Origin of the sequence: Pseudomonas sp. NBRC 111119, assembly GCF_001320125.1 — a bacterium.
In the GTDB taxonomy this organism is placed as follows: domain Bacteria; phylum Pseudomonadota; class Gammaproteobacteria; order Pseudomonadales; family Pseudomonadaceae; genus Aquipseudomonas; species Aquipseudomonas parafulva.
This window is the reverse complement of the sequence record NZ_BCAV01000016.1, coordinates 11,888-28,525: the sequence shown is the minus strand read 5'-3', so window position 1 is coordinate 28,525 and position 16,638 is coordinate 11,888. Positions and strand designations below refer to the sequence as shown.

Sequence of the window (16,638 nt, the reverse complement as noted above, 5' to 3'; positions counted from 1 at the left end):
CGACGATGGGCCGATCCGGGCAATCCGACGCGGATCAACGCGAAGGTGGTCCGCTCGTAATTCCAGGCGGTGGACGTCCTTGGATTCAATGGCATGGGCATCAAATCCACCGAGATCCACCACTAGGTAGGCGCAAGCGAACCGCGGCAGCGTTTCTTCAGTTCCTCCAGGCAGGAGAGGGCCAGTGGCGAGGCGGTGCGCTGACCTCCGCGCTTGGGTCGCTCATCGGGTGGCTCCGCTGGGATGGCCTTCGGTGCGCGCGCAGGCGCAGTCGTGGGTGGTGTTGTCTCGGTGCGGGCAGCCCACAGGATGAACTCGCCCTGGCAAGCGCGTTTGATCAAACCCATCAGGTAGGCGACGGGTTTTCGGATCTCGCCGCGGGCGCAGCGCACCGCCGCTTCATTGATCACCGCTTGTTGCTGTTCCGGCTCGAGCTGGCGCATTGCCTGGGAGGCCATGCGCCGCTCGGTCGGGTTCAGCGGTAAATCCTCAGGCCAGCGTGCTCGGCCAAACTCGACCTGCGCCAGTACTGTACTTTTTTTGCTTTGGTCTTTCTGTACTGTACGGCCGGCGTCGGCATTCCGAACTACAGCGGAAGCCGGTGCCTTGCCGCAGGGTTCGGAATCGATGGCCGAGGCGTGAGGATTCCGAACGGGGTGGCGCAGACCAGGTTCGGAATATTGCGCCTCCGTGTCATCGCCCATCAGCGGCAGTGTGTGTTGTTGCGCCGGCGGCAGTGAGCCCAGCCTGTCCTTGTCGCCCTGGGCAACCTGCGGGTCGGCTTGAATTTCGGCCAGCACATGCTGCGTCACATCACGCACCCCCTTGGTGGTATGGCTGAGGTTCTGTTGCAGCAGATCCGCGTAGCCGCTGTCCAGTTCAAGCTGCTCGGCCGCCGTCAACGGATCGCCGTGCAGCACATAGACGCAGCCGCGCAGGCACCCCTGGGCATCGCGCGAACGGTCGACCAGACTGAGCCAGCGGGTCGTCCGCAGGACGTTCAGTGCCCGAGCGATGGTCTCGCGCGACGCCTGGGCGCCACAGGGGCTGGTCGCCAGGTAGGGCTGCAGGTCCTGGTAACGGGGCGTCTTGACCTGCCGCACGGTGATCAGCCAGCGCAGCACCTGCCAGGTGTTGCGCTCCAGCGGGGTCAGCCTACGATCGAGTAACAAGGCCTGCGGCAAGGGATTGTTGTCGCCGTAGTAGATCGTGCGCAGCGCCGGTTCCGCGGCAGCGGCCGCTTCCTGAGCCTGGGCGGCCTGCCATTCATTCCGGCGTCGAAGGGCGTCGTAGCACTGGCGCACCACGTCCTGCCAGTCCACTTCGTAGAAACTCAGCATGGGGTGCCTCCGTACAGTTCGACCTGATGCCAGACCAGCGTCAGGCTGATGTGTTGTTCCTCGGCCAGCATCATCATTGTGTCCAGCGGATCGTTGTCTGGATCATCCTTCCGCAGTTGGCTCCAACGGTTCCACACGGCATGCTCCTGGGCCTCACTGAGTTGGACCGGTCGGCCGCGGTGGGTTTCAATCTTCAGCACGCGGCGACGCAACGCTGTTTCCGAATGGTCCAGGCCGAAGCAGCGGTACATGATGGTCGAGCTTGCGCCAAGCTTGAGCGCCCGGTTGATCAGGCGTTCGTTCTGCTCGTCACGCTCGGCCTGGATGATCAGGCGGCGCAGCACGGTGATATCGACTTTGACCTCAACCCAGGCGATCGATGAATGCGCCAGGTGGGACAGGGTGGTCGGTGGCAGCGATTGCAGAACCTCGATGTCTTCGTCGGCGAGGCCCAGCGCTTTGCAGCGTTGCAGGCGGCCATGGCGCAGCTCATGCAGCACCTGGTTCAACATCGCATGGTTTAACAGATTGAAGGACGTACTCATGAGGCGGCTCCTCACTCAACGCGTGGACGACAGCGTCAGGTCAATCAACTGCCGGGCGTGGCGGATCAGGGCGTACAGCTGCTCCAGCTGGGCATCGGGTAGTCGGTCGAGTCCCACGGTCAGGGCAGGGCGTTCGGGGAAGGGCAGGTCGTAGGCGCCTATCAGCAGTTGGCCAAACAGCGCGGCTGGCAATTGCTGGCGTTGCTGCCAGGTCACGTCGTCCTGCAGGCGCAGCAGGGCGGAGAGCAATAGTTGAATGCCGGTGTGTCGCGGGCCCATTTGCTGGTCATGTTCGATGGCCAAGGTGAAACCCAAGCCCTCTGCGTGCGGTTTGACCATGGCACTGGCATCGGCATATGCGGCCAGGTCAGCCGCCAGGTCAGCACAACGCTCACGTAAGGCGTAGATGTCATCCTGTACTGATCCGAGAGGTGAGGCGGAGCCCTGCGAGGACTCGCCGACCTCAAGAGCGTTTGACAGCCTTGCAGCAAGCGTGTCGTCTTCACTCAGCGCCTCGCGGATATTGGGGAGGCGTGGAGCCTCGGCTGCCGAGGTGTTGTTCGCGCTGCTCAGCGGCTCAGGTGCTGGCAATCGATGCGCTGTTTCTGCTTCATCTTCGATGGCCGGTGGCTGGGGGAAGACCTCGCCTGGTGAGCATTGTGGGAGAGGCTGAGGCGCGTCTGAGGGCGGCGGTGAGCGACGCGTTTCCTGGTGCATTTCCAAGGCGAGCAGGCGGGGCGTCTGCTTCAACTGCACCGCCATCCTGGCAACCAGTTCATCCTGCAGCTCACTCCAACTCAGTTCGGGCTTATCACTGTCGAACGCCGACAGCACTTCGAACCACAGCAGCGCGAATTGCGGAACGTCCCCCAAATACTGGTTCCAGATGGACTCCGCCCGGCGCCGCAGGTTGATAACCCGGACGATGGTGGGTTTGCCAAGACCGGCATACAACACCTGCGGGATGACCGGAAGCAGGTGCTCGAGGGTGTCGAACATGCGGCTGATGTGCGATTGTGAAATCGGGTAGCCGCCCTTGCTCAAGCGTGTGGACAGTTCACGCTGACTGAGCAGGACATCCGGCTCCTGCATCATGTCCTTGAGTTTTGCCACCGCGAGGGATCGCTCAATGAATGTGAGCTGGCCATGCAGATCACTTTCGGCCAAGTGCCCGATCAAGACATGCGACTCTGACTGCCAAGGGCGGAACAGGCAGTGGATCTGAAAGAACCGCTCCTCGCGGGTTTCCTGCCAGAGTTCGCCGAGGATGCTCAAGCGCGTGTTGCCGCCGTTGCGGATGATGAAGTGCGGCTCACCCGGGCGACGAGTTATCGCGGGGGGCTGATCCAGTCCGCGCTCACGGATCGAGGCTTTGATTTCGTCATACAGCGGGTTGCGGACCACCCGTGGGTTGAGCTCGTAAGGGCGCAATTGTTCGAGGTTGACCACCAACGGTGTGTCCTCGGCTAGCACGGGCGCGATGTCGCGACCCTGTTTCTGCGGAAAATGCGTCTGCTGCAATTGACGGGTGATGTCTTCGGGAGATGGCGGCTTCATCACAGACCCTCCCATCAGCCGCGACGGTTGAGTCGGCGGTCGATCACTGACGCTTGGCCGGGCACAGATGCGCCCGAGCCGACAAGTCGCTCAGCCCACTGCGGGAACAGCTCGATGGCCAGCTCAAGCATGACCGCCGCGCCGCAAGGGCCTCGGCTGCCAGAGGGTGGAGTAGGCTCGACGCGGTGCACCGGCAGTCCCAGCGATGCGGCATTGGTGTAGGCCACACGGTCAGGAATCACCGTTGTGCAGACGCTGACATGCGGGTCGCCTTGGAAGGACGCCTGCAGGCTGTGCATGATCAAGCGGGTGTCACGGCGATTGGCGTTGACCTGGTTGAGCAGCAGCCTCACCGATGGCAAGTCAACACCCAGGTAGCGGTAGGGCTCCAACTCTTCAAACAGTCCCAGCGTGCCACGGCGAAGCTCACGTGCGGCGAGCATTTCTGGCGGGACTGGGCACAGAGCGCAAGCGGAGGCGAGGATGACCATCTCCACCACCACGCTGCGTGCGCCCTGGGTGTCGATGATCAGCACATCGTAATGATCCTCGAAGGCAGGCAGCAGGTTACGCAGTCGTAGTCGGCCATCGGCCGCGTGAAGCAGCAGGGTGCTGATATGTCCGGCGCGGTCGTTGGAGACGATCAAATCGAGGTGCTGAATGACGGTGGTGGAGATGACCTGCTCATGCGCCGTGAGCCGTTGGGCAATGAGCTCGTAGCTGCCGCCCTCCCGGGACTCGCCCAAGGCGAAGTAACTGGACAGCGTTGGTTGGCTGTCCAGATCGAGCAGTAGAACGCGAAGGCCGGCATCGGCGAGCACACCGCCCAGGTTGGCGGCGACGGTGGTCTTGCCTGCGCCGCCCTTGGTCGAAATAAGTGAGAGGACGTCCATGGTCACTCTCCCGTGGACAGCCGGTCCTGGACCCATTGTTCGATTTCCAGTGAGTCCCAACCGACGGCGCGCGTCCCGATGCGCCGGCATTGTGGGAACTGGCCGGCCTTCATCAGGTTGTAGATGTGCGAGCGTTTGAAGCCGGTTTTTTGCTCCACTTCATCGCGGCGCATGATGTGACGGTTGACTGGCAGAGGGGCAGGGTTGGTCGATTGCATGATGTCACTCCGTAGCGCCGGGTGGCGCGTGGTGGGAAGTGACAGTCAGTGAAGGTCGGAACAGGGTGAAAAACATTGTCAGGCAATGCCGAGCATTGCCTGACAATGCGGCGTCAGCCCCGTTTTACCTGGGCTATAAGACGGCGCGCGTCGGCAAATCGCCGATCAATGGTACTTTTGCTCAGGCCATCCACTCCTGGAAAACGCAGCAGGATGGCTTGGACCAGTGCTGCTTGACTGGAGTAGATCGACTGCTGCTTGCCGTTTGGGTTTTTCCCGAGCGTGGTCGCGAGCATGGCGCCGATCAGCGTGTCGTGCATAGCTTCCGAAGTCTCAGACGGGATGCCAAGCGACTCGAGTCGCGCTTTCAGTTTGTCGTTAAGCGCGGACAGGGATGCCATCTCATCAGTGGCGGCAGTATAGGTTTGTTGCAGTTGCTCAATTGTATGCAGGGCATAGTCGAGCTCGGCTTGCTTGGCTAAATGCGCATTCAGGCTGACGCATCCTGAGTGGTCAACGTCTTGGGTAAACAGGAAGGCGGGCTTCTGATCGGGCTGGCTGCGTAAGAACCAGAGCAGTAGATCGGCGCGCCGAACGGAGTAGTACACTCGGTGGACAATGCTATCCGAAGTGATCGGCTGCCCCAGGTAGGTGGCGGGCAATTCGCCGCTGAGAATGGCGTCGTAGATGCACTCGAGATGGTCGTGTAGACCCGGCCACTGCGAGAATTGCTTTCGCAGGCTGCCAGGGTGGGAAAACTCCACCTGCAGAATCTCTTCTTCATACTCTGAAAGGCCACACCACAGAATTGCGGCATCAATCGGGTGGTACGAGCTTCTTATCGAGATCATGGCACACAGCCTCCTGCTGCGTTTCTCCTGAAATCGCTGGCGGGGGCTGTTGCTTTGGCCCCTGTCTAGCGAGCCGGGTTCCGAAAAACCATTTTCGGATCCATTGATCATGACAATGCTTTTTTGAGTTTGTTCGATGGAGGGCATTTGGGAGCGACAGGTTTCGCCGCGCCTGAGCTGTGGCGGCTTATGAATACTGTGCTGAGGGGGGAGACAAATCCCTATTCTCAAAGTCTTACTCTTGACAGCGGTTGCCGAGAGACTCAGATCTAAGATGGGCTGCAGATCCCCAAATCCCTGCTCACTCGAGCTTGAGCTTTTCCATTATTACGCGCAGTGGGGTTCATGAAGGACGGCCAATGTTCGTTACAGGATTGGTTCTCCGCTGTCGCCAGGCTCGGGAACGAGATGGTCGCTGGCTCGAACTGTACCATGCCGGCAGCGGTTGCGGTGCCGTCCAGAGTAGGCAGTCCGTCATCACCGCCTAGGCGCAAAGGGGGGCCGTTGAGGTTGACTTTCTTAGCATTCAGGTTGGAAGCCTTCAATGTGAAGCAGTTTGCGGCAGAGGGTTAGATCAGCGTGCTGGTCTGATGTTGGTCGGTATTGATCACGAGCATCGCCACACCATCGGTTATACCACGCAGGCAATGGGCGTTGACGTGCAGGCTGGCACGGTTAACGACGCCTGGATCCAGTGCGGTAGTACCCATCAGCACGACTTTGACTTTGCCAGCCTAGGGCTTCTTGGCCTGACGTTGATGAACCGTTATATCCAGGGGCGCGACATCGATGTGTCCCCGGCAGACCATAATGGCAAAGAATTGATACGCGAATCAGAACTCGCCTATTCGGTACAGACCGGGACGTTCAAGGACCTGGTGCTTTAATGGCGCAGCGCCACGGTGAGGCGTGATTATCAGGGTAGGCAGGACTTCGACCAGCATCGGTTGATTTTGGTCTATCCGCCGACACTCCATTGAAGTAATGGGCCTCAAAGGCATGAAGCGGTGAATCGACATGACTCTATCGGCTACGTGTTGCGTTCGATCATTCAAGGAAGCTGCTCATGATCTTCAAATTACAAGGTTCTAGTGTGTTGCTGGCAGGGGTTTTCATCGTGGCGTCTCAGGTGGTCATGGCAGCAAATACACAGGCAGTGACTCAGATTTATGCGGGGTCCGAGGGCAACGTAATCGGTTACTCCCTTGCGTTTGATGGCATAATCACGCAGAATAGCGTGATTCAATTGCCTGCACTCTTACAGTTCGCAGTTGCCGAAAAAGGCAATCGACACCTTTATGTTGCGTCCAGCAACATCGACGATGCCAAGCCTGGCGACTTTCACAGGCTTAGCGCTTTCACCATCGATCATGCTTCAGGTCACTTGGAACCCCTGGACGACCCAGAGAAGTTTGAACAGTGGCCAGTCTATCTGACGCTCGATCGCGATGGCACACATTCCTGCTGGCCTACAATCTGGCGCCAACTCTCACCGTTCATGCGCTGGGGTCAGATGGTCGTTTCGGTGTACAGATCAAGCAGGATCAACCGATTAAGTCGGGGGTTTTCACCCGTCAGGTCACGGTCGTACCCAAACAACAGATTTGTGATATCACCGGGTCGTGGCAATGATGCGAGCTCCAGCAACCCGGAAAATTTGGGGACGCTTTCCACATATGCTTATGTGCACGGCAAGTTTCCCCCAGTGGGGGGCGATACCTTTGCATCCAAGGTTGGTCCATGCCATGTCGTCTACCACCCTTGTGCGCCCCTGGCGTACATGGCGAAGGAGCGAGGCAGCAGTATCTACACCTATCGGTTGACCCAAGAAGGGCGGTTGGCCAACGAACCCGTGTTCAAAACCAGTATCCTCAACCCGCACTGGCAAGCCGAAGACGATGAGGGCATCAACAAAGACGGGGTGATTCTGGTGCGGCCAGACGGCAAGTATCTATACGGCACGAACCGCTCCGATAAGCTTCACACGATCGGAAAACCCGCCGTGTTCAAACATGGGAAAACGACGTAGCGGTGTTTGCACTGGATGCAAAAACGGGTGAGCCGAAGCGCTTGCAACATATTTCGACGCATGGGGTAGAAGCCCTCACGATCAGTGTGGCACCCGGCAATCAATGGCTCATCGTGGGCAACCAGAAAGACGGGCAAGTCCAGCGTGGCCCGGTAACGGAAAGGTCAGCGCCAACATCGCAATATTCCGCATCAAGCCCGACGGAATCTTGGCGATTTACCGCAAGTACGACATGTCCGAAGCTGGTAAGTCGCTGATTTGGGTTGAAGCGTTGCAATTGTAACTGCAGGGCTGTTCGATGCCCGCCGGAGCCACGCAAGGTGGCTCAGGCCAAAAAATTGATGAGTGTTTTCAATCGGCACTTGTGCCCAGAGTGCATTCAAATGTGCCATCAGAATAAAGAGAGTTCACGCCTCCGAACATCCTAACCCTCTCAGGGGACCTTGAAGTCAAGTACGCAACAGGAGAAAACCCATGCCCTTCGAACCACCTTCAGATCAGCACCGCGACGGTGTCGATCCGATCACGTCAGGAGGCGTAAAGTCGATTCCTGCGCCTGAGCGTAGTAAATTTGGCGGTACCGATCGCCTGTCCAGGCGTCCAAGCTACGATGACGATACACCCGTATCGCGCAGCGACCTGAGCAAAGGCCATGACGAACTCGTCGAGCATCGTGAGGTTCATATCAACTGGAGCGTCTTGTTGATTTCGTCAGTGGTGATACTGTCGTTTTCCATCACCACGATCCTCATGCCCGATGCTGCACGTGTGGCAATGAAGCAGATCACAGACTGGATCGCGACGAACCTGGGCTGGTACTACGTACTGACGATGACCCTGGTGATCGGGTTCGTGCTATGGGTGGCGTTTTCCAAAGAGGGGGACGTGCGTATTGGCCCCGACCACTCGCGGCCGCAGTACAAGCTGGTGACGTGGGTCGCCATGCTGTTTGCCGCAGGGGTCGGGATAGACATGCTCTTCTATTCGGTCACCGGCCCGGTCGTGCAGTATTTGCACCCGCCCAGCGGCACCGGCGGGACTGCCGAGGCTATACAGGACGCAGTGATCTGGACCATGTTTCACTATGGCATCGCAGGTTGGGCGATGTATGCCTTGCTGGGCATGGCCATGGGTTACTTTGCCTATCGATGGGACATGCCGCTGTCGATTCGCGCTGCGCTCTATCCGCTGTTTGGCAAACGCGTGCGCGGCCCGTTGGGCGATGGCATCAGCATCATTGCTTTGGTCGGTACCGTGTTTGGCGTCGCCACATCGATGGGCATCGGCGTGGTACTGTTGAGCGTGGGTTTCTCGCTGATTTTTGGTCTGGATCAGGGCCTTACCTTGCAGACCGTACTGGTAGTGGGGGCTGTGGCACTGACCATTGCGGCTACCACGTCCGGCGTCGACCGTGGTATCCGCTGGATCGCCGAGCTGAACCTATGGAGCGCCGTGGCCATGATGCTCTACATTCTACTGACCGGGGAGACGGCATTCCTGCTAAACGCACTAGTGTCGAACATTGGGCAATTTCTTGTCACGTTCCCCGCGCGTACCTTTCAAACCTTCGCCTACTCGCCCGATGGTGCCGGATGGATGGCGGGCTGGACGTTGTTCTTCTGGGCCTTCTGGCTGGCATGGGGGCCATTCGTTGGCGTGTTCCTGGCGCGGATTTCGCGGGGGCGCACGCTGCGCGAATTCGTCCTGGCGGCAGTGACCGCGCCGGTGCTGTGCGATTTCATCATTGTTTCACTGTTTGGCAATTCCGCACTGTTTGAGGTGCTGCAGGGCAATACCGCTTTTGCCCAACTTGCGATGGACAGCCCCGAGCGGGGTTGGTACGCACTGCTGGAGATGTTCCCGGCCCCAATGTTCTTGATTGGCCTGGCGACGCTGTCAGGTCTTTTGTTCTACCTCACCAGCGCCAATTCCGGGGCAATGGTGATGTCGAATTTTTCGGCCTCGATTCCCGACCCTTCCCATGACGGGCCAAGCTGGCTGCGTATCTTCTGGGCCTTGCTCACGGCCATGCTCACCGTGGCGATGCTAGTTGCGGGAGGGGTCAAGACAATGGAGTACGCCACGCTGATCTTCGCGCTACCGGTGACGATCATTGCTTATCTGGTGATGGCATCGTTCTACAAAGTATTGCGCATGGAGCGCGCTGAACGCGAGGGAAGGGTAATACGTCGTCCTTCCACGACAGCTATCGGGGGGCATGTCCCGGAGCGCTCCTGGAAGCAGCGGCTCGAGCACTTGCGGGCATTCCCATCGCTGCGCCAAGTCACCCAGTTCCTCAACCGTATTGTCGGGCCAGCACTGGACGAAGTCGCGGCCGAGTTTCGCAATCAGGGGTATGACGTCACACGGGAAAGTGTGGTCAACAGCGATGGTTTCGAGGAGCCGTTGCTGCTGGTCTCGATGGATACGTTCCGCGATTTCCATTACCACGTGGCCATCGTAGAGGCGCCAGTGCCCATGTTCAGCGGCCGTATGACGCGAGAGATCGATGTCTATTATCGGTTGGAGGTGTATACCCAGACCGGGTCTGGTGGATATGACCTGATGGGGCTGACCAAACGGCAGGTCATCGACGATGTACTCGATCGATATGAGACCCACCTGGCGTTCCTTGTCTTTTCGAGCGAAAATGCTACTGCCTCTGTTCTGACACCCAGGCAGTACCAGCCCCCTGAGGCGCCCGATGAATCCGGGCAGGGCCCGCGCTGATACGTCGATGCGGATTGACAGCAGGTGCCCAGGCCCGGGAGCCAATCAGGTTCTTGCCCTGTTCAGTACTGTGGCAGAAACCGCATTGCGTGGCGAAAAGGGCCTTGCTTTGAGCGGCATCGCTCTCGGCCATCGTCAGGGGGCGTGCAGGAGCAGTGCGCTGGCAACCAGCAGTTGTGGAGGGTTCATTTGATTTCCTTCGGATAAAACCGCCAGGTCAGGCATGGCGGGGCTTTAAGAACAAACGGGAGTCGATCTGACTCCTGTGTTTGCCAAAATGGGAAGGCAAGGCGATATCCTGCTCGAGGCCACCCAGCAATTGATAACGTCGCAATTCGCTAAGCGTGATGCGGATTCGTCTTTTGCCCAACCCTACTTGCTAGTATCACTGCGGTGGCGTTACTACTCGGCGCAGTGACGGCCTGGACCATCACTCGGCAAATCACTACACCGTTGCGGCATGCCCTCAAGGATGCAATCGCATTGCCTCCGGCGATTTGAGTCAGGATGTGCTGGTCAATCGCCACGATGAGTTGGGGCAATTGCAAATCAGCCTGCAATAGATGACCACCAGCCTACGCGAACTGATTGGCGGTATCGGCGCTAGCGTCATCCAAATCGCCAGCGCCGCCGAAGAGCTGTCGGCGGTCACCGAGAAGACTAGTGTCGGAGCCAACAGTCAGAAGATCGAGACCGACCAGGTGACCACCGCCATGAACGAAATGACCGCCACTGTACTGGAAGTCACACGGAATGCTGTGGAAGCATCCAAAGCCGCCGTCGTCGCCGACCAACAGGCTCGCAAAAGCGACAAAGTCGTTGGCGAAGCCATCGCCCAAATCGAACGCCTAGCGCTCGGGGTAGGAGGGTCTACTCAGGCCATGAGCCAGCTGAAGCAGGAAAGTAACAAGATTGGCAGTGTTCTCGATGTGATCAAATCAGTCGCCCAGCAGACCGACCTGCTGGCGCTCAATGCTGCTATTGAGGCTGCGCGGGCCGGTGAGGGCGGGCGCGGCTTTGCCGTGGTGGCTGATGAGGTACGCAGCCTGGCCCAGCGCACCCAGCAGTCCACCGAGGAAATCGAGGAGTTGATTGTTGGTCTGAAAAGTGGGACCGAGCACGTCGCGAAGGTGATGGAAAGTAGTCACGACCTGACCAATATCACTGTCGAGCTGGCCCGCCGGGCCGCCTGCTCACTGGAAAGTTTCACCCGCTCGGTGTCGTCAACCCAAGCGATGAATCAGCAAATCGCTGCCGAGCAACAAGGCACTGTGGCTGAAGACATCAACCGTGATGTGCTTAGCGTGCGTGAGATCTCTGAACAAACCGCCAGTGCTAGCGATGAGACCGCCGCCTCAAGTATCGAATTAGCACGCCTTGGCCATGAGCTTGATTACTTGGTTAAGCGCTTTCGACCATAGACCTATGCCTTTGTTGCTGCTGAGCTTCTCAAAGTTCGTCTCCAAAAAGCCTAGATACCGCGTTAAGCCGGATGGCTAGTATGCGACTTCCTTACCACCCGGCAGGAGACAATCATGTCCAAGCAACCCAACTTCATCAGCCAGCAGCGCCATTCGCAGAACCACAGATCGGATGCACTGAACAATAATCGCGGCACGTCGGGTAGCAACCCGACTAATGCTCTCGTTCATGGCAATCGCGGCAAACAGCTCAACCCAAGCCAGCGCGAGGCGTGCGTTTCCCCAGTCATCATTGGCCGGGGGTATCAAGGATTTCAGTTGAGTAGAGATACTTGCTTGGTCACCGAATGCGAGTTGGTCAAGCTGGCCTTCGATGCATTCGGCGTGCTTCTCCGCAAGGAAGCCAGTCATGATAAAATCGATCAGACGCAGAAGAAGACCATCCAAAAACAGTTGGCGAGACTGTCCCAAGAAGAAGGGGGCTTGCTCGACTTGTCCAGATAGAGAAGTAGCTGAGAGGGAAAGACATTAGCTCGATAGTTGGCTGCCACCAGTCGGATGGCATGGGGTAGCGCATAAAGATAATGGGTAGAGTGGAGAGTCATACAATATCCCATCGTTGGAATTTACGGGAGGGCATTTCGATACTTGGGCCTGTTGACCGCGGTCATGTCCTTGTTGAGTGAGTGAAAATGATCGATTTCAGGTAGCATCATTACAAGTCCCTGGCACTTTCTTCGGTATGCTTGCTGAGACTCAACCGCAAGCGGTATCGGTCATGGCATAGGAGCATTACTGATATGTCCCTTCTATTTCTAAAGTTAATGTCTTCGGCGAGCATTGACGCCGTGGTACAGTCCGATTTTTTCATGCGCGAGCCAGTCAGAGGGCACCAGATGCAGAGCCTGACGGGTGTAGAGCCTTGAGCTTGACCCTTAATGAAGTCCTGCACCTGCCCGGCTTGGAGGGCATGAGGGTCCGCGCAGGCGAGCGTTACTTGCAACGACGAGTATGCTGGTCATACGTGGCGGGAAATGAGGGTATTACCGCGTGTAAAATGGGCGGCGAACTGGTATTTATCTCGGAAATCAATTACCTATGTGACGAACCCAAGCTGCTCACTTTGGTCGAGGTTGGTGCTGTGTTGGGCATTGCCGGGGTAGTGGTTCTTACTGGCGGCTCGTTTCCCCAGTGCATTTCGTCCTCGGTAATCGCTCGTGCTGAACAGTTGGGCTTACCGCTGATCGAGCAACCCTCATCGCTGAGGTTGGTATTTGTGACCCACCTGATCGATAGGGCCCTGATGCATATGACTCAAGTACGACGCTCGCGCAACCACATTCTCGGCCAGTTGCTGACCGGAGATTACTCGAGCTTGGCCATTGCACGACAGCGGGCTGCGCATTTGCAACTGACGCTTGATATCCCACGGCGACTGGTAGCGCTGCGTTTGTTTGGTATCGAGACGCTGTTTGAGCGCCAAGGCCTGGCTCAGGGCGAGCAGTTGTGGCAAGCCACTCGGCAGGTCTTGGAAGACCAACTTGAAGCCTGGAGCCGCAGCCGCCCAGGAACGGTGACGGTAGATATGCAGGGCGACCTCTTCGTGCTGCTGCTAGTGGATGCCGATGACCTGCCGGCAGCCTTGACCACGTTGCGTCGGCAACTGATCGGAGTGGCAGGGGAGTTGGAGGTGTACATGGGTCTGTCGAGCCTGGCTGAAGACTGCGGACATTACTGCCGACTGCTCAACGAAGCGCGTCAGGCGCTGAATGTGGCGCAGAACCTGCGCCCGGAGAGCGGTTACTGCGATTTCAACAAGTTGGGCGTGTTGGGTTTGCTGCAGGGGATAGTCGACCACACGCTAATCGATGACTTCGTCGAAATGACACTCGGCCCGCTGTTCGTGCCCGGTCGTAAACACCCTAATGTACTTGTACATACCCTCGAGGCTTTGCTCAAGGAAAACGGCAACGGGATCAAGGCTGCCCAGCGCCTGGGACTTCACCGCAACACTATTAATCAACGTATCCAGCGCATCGAACAAAGGAGTGGGAAATCCTTGGATGATCCACTTTTTCGTATGAATGCTTCGATCGCTATTATGGTATGGCACATGTCTGTAGCCCGAGGTAAGGAATAATGACATGAACATCATCGATGCGCTCCTGCGTGGCAAGCGTAGTCCGCTTCGCCCTGAATGGCATGACATCTAGCCAGATCGTAGTGATAGCCCAAGGCAGGACGGGGGTGACCTCGATTTCCGGCAGAACAATGGTGATGTCGCCTACATGGAGCGCCACATCCTGGATGTCCCCCACATTGCAGGTCCGCTGAGGGGTGTAGCATGGCGAGGGCCCCTAGACCGCGCGAAGAAAACTAACGACAGGGTTGTTCAGTGATGTGAAGAGGCTACTTTTTTTCGCTCGCCGATTGGTGAGACACCAAAGAAGCGACTGTAGCACTTTGAGAAATGCGCTGGCGAAATGAATCCACAGGCGAGGGCAATATCACGCACTTGAGATTCACTGTGCAGCAGTAGTTGCCTGGCCCGTGTCAGGCGAAGCTCCAAGTAATACTGACTCGGTGTGTTTTGAAGGTGCTTGTGGAACAAACGCTCCATTTGCCGAACGGAGATCTCATTCAGTTCGGCAAGCTCTTCCAAGGTCATAGGGTCTTCAAGGTTGGCTTCCATGATAGTAACAATCTGACTGAGTTTGGGCTGGGAAGTGCCGAGTTTTTGCCGCAAAGGCACACGCTGGCGCTCTTGCGAACCACGTACTCGATCACACAACAACAGTTCAGCCGCATGACTGGCAATGTCTCGTCCGCCAGGTTCTCGGGCAATTAGTTGTAGGAGCATGTCCATGGAGGCCACGCCGCCGGAGCTCGTGAAGCGGTCACGGTCAAGCTCGAACAGTTGGTTGGAAATGATAATGCCGGGAAATCGCTCCTTTAGCGCCTCGATATCTTCCCAGTGGATGGTGCACCGATAACCCGTGAGCAGATTGGCGCGCGCTAGCAAATGGCTGCCCGTGCAAATACCGCCCAACGGCACCTGGTCATGTGCCAGCTTGCGAAGCCAGTTGAGGATGGGGCGGGTATTCTGATCGGAGACGATCGGGTTTGGCCCGACCACGAACAGCATGTCCAGCTTTGGGGCATCTTTGATACTGAAGTCGGGCAGGATGCGCATGCCGTTGCTGGCACTCACTGGCTCCATGTCGGCTGCAATGATCAGGGTCTGGAACATGGTTTTGCGTGCTGCCAGGTTGGCCATGCGCAAGGTTTCCACCGCCGAGGCGAAGCCAATGGTGGTGAAATTGGGAGTGATCAGGAAACCGACGACCCTCAGCAGCGGGGCATCATTGACAGGGTATTCCGGTGCCAACGGCGAGGATTTTAACGTACCCATCAATATGACTCCTTGAATGCAAAAAATGACGTGCTCTGCGTCTGTTTGCCGTGAATCGGCAATTCATTATGTTTAGGTTGATGCATTTGTCCGAGTGATAGTACACGCAGTGCCTGAGCATTGGGAGGCGCCCCAGCGAAAAGCAAAAAACCCTGCGAAAGCAATGCCTTCACAGGGTGGGTAGCGACTGGGCCTGGTCAGGCAGACTTGCTCGCCACAGTGGCCGAAGTGCTTTTTTTAGACGAGAAAATAGCGCTGATACAGACGATGGACAGCGCCAGCGCGCCGGTTGCCACCACTTCCATGCGATGCCCTGGCATCACCAGCATCATCGTCAGAATGCTGATTATGGAGCAGATGACCAGGTAGCTGAGCCAGGGGAACATCCACATCTTGAAGTCCAGCGCAGTGCCTTGGCTGTCCATCCGCTTACGCAGAACCAATTGCGAAACAGCGATTGCCAGATAGACCAGAAGCGCTACCGCCCCCGAACTTGCCAGCAGGAAGGAAAACACCTCGTCGGGAGCAAAGTAATTGAGTGCAGTGGTCAAGAAGCCCACTGCGGTACTGGCCAGCACTGCAATCACTGGCACGCCCGCCGCTGAGGTGCGCTGCAGAACGCGTGGGCCGTCGCCGCGCTTACTCAGCGAATAGACCATGCGCGATGCGGTGTAGATGGCTGAGTTGAGGCAACTGGCGACGGCAATCAGCACCACGATATCGACGATCATTTTGGCGTGCGGGATGTTCATCAATTCAAGGGCCCGTTGATAGGAACCGACCTGCACCAGCATGGGGTCGTTCCAGGGGACGATGGAGATGATTAGGAACACCGAGACGATGTAGAAGATCCCCATTCGCCACACCACTGAATTGGTGGCACGGGTGATTTGCTTGGAGGGATTTTTCGACTCGGCGGCGGCAATGGTGACAATTTCAGTACCCATGAAGCTGAACACGGTGGTGAGCATAGCACCGATGACCGCGGTCATGCCGTTGGGCATGAAACCCCCAAACTCATGGCTCAGGTTGACCACGCCGCTGACCGAAACATCGGGCAACGCGCCGGTCAGTGCCAATGCACCTAGAGCAATGAACCCCAGCACCGCGATAACCTTGAGCATCGCAAACCAGAACTCGAATTCACCGTAGCGCGCCACACTGAACAGGTTGGTCAAGGTCAGCAAACCGGTGACCGCCAGGGCGAATTCCCAGGTTTCTATCGCGGGGAACCAGGCATGCAGAATGGCCGCTGCCGCAATGGCTTCGATTGGAATGACCAGCACCCAGAACCACCAGTACAGCCAACCGATGGTAAAGCCTGCCGTACGTCCCATTGCCCGTTCGGCGTAGGTCGAGAATGACCCGGTATCGGGCGAGGCCACCGCCATTTCTCCGAGCATGCGCATGACCAGAACGACCAGCGTGCCAGACATGATGTACGCGAGAATTGCCGCAGGACCGGCCGCAGCAATGGCATGCCCCGATCCGATGAACAGGCCGGCGCCGATAGCGCCAGCGATTGACAGCATGGTGACGTGACGCTGCTTGAGGCCGGGGGCCAGAGTTGAGTTGCTGGACATGCTAATTACCCTTTTTATTCTTGAAGGAGGGTGAACTGCGTACGGCGGTAGTGCTCTGG

General features: G+C 57.7%; 14 protein-coding genes and 1 pseudogene. 7 read left to right on the top strand and 8 right to left on the bottom strand.

Going from position 1 to position 16,638, the window contains the following annotated elements:
• Positions 1-122: 122 nt before the first annotated feature.
• The 6 genes from APH25_RS06495 to APH25_RS06470 form a co-directional block, all read right to left on the bottom strand.
• Entirely contained in the window at positions 123-1,340 is a 1,218-nt protein-coding gene (locus APH25_RS06495) for an STY4528 family pathogenicity island replication protein (RefSeq protein WP_023047541.1), read from the bottom strand.
• On the bottom strand, positions 1,334-1,885 hold the full coding sequence (locus tag APH25_RS06490; protein ID WP_023047542.1) for a DUF2857 domain-containing protein: 552 nt from the start codon (positions 1,883-1,885) through the stop codon (positions 1,334-1,336). The genes APH25_RS06495 and APH25_RS06490 overlap by 7 nt, the downstream gene beginning before the upstream one ends.
• 15 nt (positions 1,886-1,900) lie before the next feature.
• Positions 1,901-3,442, bottom strand: a complete 1,542-nt coding sequence (locus APH25_RS06485; protein WP_060481453.1) for a ParB family protein — start codon at positions 3,440-3,442, stop codon at positions 1,901-1,903.
• Positions 3,443-3,456: 14 nt separating this feature from the next.
• Complete coding sequence (locus APH25_RS06480) at positions 3,457-4,335, bottom strand: ParA family protein (RefSeq protein WP_023047545.1); 879 nt, start codon at positions 4,333-4,335, stop codon at positions 3,457-3,459.
• A gap of 2 nt (positions 4,336-4,337) precedes the next feature.
• Positions 4,338-4,553 (bottom strand): AlpA family transcriptional regulator, encoded by a 216-nt coding sequence (locus APH25_RS06475; protein ID WP_012315126.1) that lies wholly within the window; start codon positions 4,551-4,553, stop codon positions 4,338-4,340.
• 113 nt (positions 4,554-4,666) lie between these two features.
• A complete protein-coding gene (locus APH25_RS06470) occupies positions 4,667-5,404 on the bottom strand; it encodes a hypothetical protein (RefSeq protein ID WP_012315125.1) in 738 nt (245 codons plus the stop codon).
• A gap of 590 nt (positions 5,405-5,994) precedes the next feature.
• Between APH25_RS06470 and APH25_RS06465 the strand changes: the two genes are divergently transcribed.
• The 7 genes and pseudogenes from APH25_RS06465 to APH25_RS06440 all read left to right on the top strand — a co-directional run bounded on the left by APH25_RS06465 (position 5,995) and on the right by APH25_RS06440 (position 13,724).
• A complete protein-coding gene (locus APH25_RS06465; protein ID WP_012315124.1) occupies positions 5,995-6,291 on the top strand; it encodes an OprD family outer membrane porin in 297 nt (98 codons plus the stop codon).
• A 179-nt stretch (positions 6,292-6,470) separates the two neighbouring features.
• Positions 6,471-7,433, top strand: a complete 963-nt coding sequence (locus tag APH25_RS06460; protein ID WP_012315123.1) for a beta-propeller fold lactonase family protein — start codon at positions 6,471-6,473, stop codon at positions 7,431-7,433.
• A 2-nt stretch (positions 7,434-7,435) separates the two neighbouring features.
• Positions 7,436-7,690 carry a hypothetical protein gene (locus APH25_RS26205; RefSeq protein WP_071536794.1) on the top strand — a complete coding sequence of 85 codons (255 nt, stop codon included), beginning with the start codon at positions 7,436-7,438 and terminating at the stop codon, positions 7,688-7,690.
• 217 nt (positions 7,691-7,907) lie between these two features.
• A complete protein-coding gene (gene betT / locus APH25_RS06455) occupies positions 7,908-10,163 on the top strand; it encodes a choline BCCT transporter BetT (RefSeq protein ID WP_012315122.1) in 2,256 nt (751 codons plus the stop codon).
• Between the two features lie 271 nt (positions 10,164-10,434).
• Positions 10,435-11,584, top strand: a pseudogene (locus APH25_RS06450) (methyl-accepting chemotaxis protein); the annotation flags it as partial.
• A gap of 114 nt (positions 11,585-11,698) precedes the next feature.
• Positions 11,699-12,088: a hypothetical protein gene (locus APH25_RS06445; protein WP_012315120.1), complete on the top strand. Its 390-nt coding sequence runs from the start codon at positions 11,699-11,701 to the stop codon at positions 12,086-12,088.
• Between the two features lie 418 nt (positions 12,089-12,506).
• Positions 12,507-13,724 carry a PucR family transcriptional regulator gene (locus APH25_RS06440; RefSeq protein ID WP_012315119.1) on the top strand — a complete coding sequence of 406 codons (1,218 nt, stop codon included), beginning with the start codon at positions 12,507-12,509 and terminating at the stop codon, positions 13,722-13,724.
• Positions 13,725-13,976: 252 nt separating this feature from the next.
• Here the strand turns inward: APH25_RS06440 and APH25_RS06435 are convergent, their stop codons facing one another.
• Together APH25_RS06435 and gabP are read right to left on the bottom strand one after the other, a co-directional pair.
• Complete coding sequence (locus APH25_RS06435; RefSeq protein WP_012315118.1) at positions 13,977-14,996, bottom strand: GlxA family transcriptional regulator; 1,020 nt, start codon at positions 14,994-14,996, stop codon at positions 13,977-13,979.
• Positions 14,997-15,193: 197 nt separating this feature from the next.
• Entirely contained in the window at positions 15,194-16,579 is a 1,386-nt protein-coding gene (gabP, locus tag APH25_RS06430) for a GABA permease (protein ID WP_060481452.1), read from the bottom strand.
• Positions 16,580-16,638 lie beyond the last annotated feature (59 nt).